This is a genomic window from Alcanivorax sp. HI0044 (genome assembly GCF_001634945.1).
The window spans coordinates 1-613 of record NZ_LWEZ01001755.1; the positions used below are offsets into that span (position 1 = coordinate 1).

At 59.2% G+C, this 613-nt stretch carries 1 protein-coding gene; it reads right to left on the minus strand.

Features of this window, described 5'->3' with window-relative positions:
* A partial coding sequence (locus A3730_RS26275) for an aminotransferase class I/II-fold pyridoxal phosphate-dependent enzyme (RefSeq protein ID WP_156501384.1) occupies window positions 1-613 on the minus strand: 613 nt, incomplete at both ends.

Here is a 613-nt window from a genome sequence, read left to right on the forward strand (position 1 = left end):
CTGGCTGATGGAGGCCGGGTTGGAGGTGGACTGGGACTGGACCTTCTTCATGGCTGCAATCAGCTTCTGCGGGCCGGCCGCGTAGCCGATGCGCCAGCCGGTCATGGAGTAGGCCTTGGAGACACCATTCATGACCACGGTGCGGTCGTACAGCTCCGGGGTAGCATTGACGATGTTGATGAACGGCTTGCCGGTCCACAGGATATGCTCGTACATGTCGTCGGTGGCGACGATGATGTTCGGGTGTTTTTTCAGCACTTCGCCCAGAGCGGCCAGTTCTTCCAGGGAATAGGCCATGCCGGAAGGGTTGGAGGGGCTGTTGATTACGAACAGGCGGGTTTTCGGCGTAATCGCCGCTTCCAGCTGTTCCGGGGTGATCTTGAAGCGGCTGTTTACGTCCGTTTCGAGGATTTTTGGTACGCCGCCGGCAACCAGCACCATGTCCGGGTAGCTTACCCAGTAAGGCGCGGGGATGATGGCTTCGTCACCGTCATTCAGCAGGGCCAGGGCCATGTTGAAGAAGCTCTGCTTGCCACCGCTGGAGACCAGCACCTGGCCGGGCTCGTAGGACAGGCCGTTATCGCGCTGGAACTTGTCGATAATGGCTTTTTTC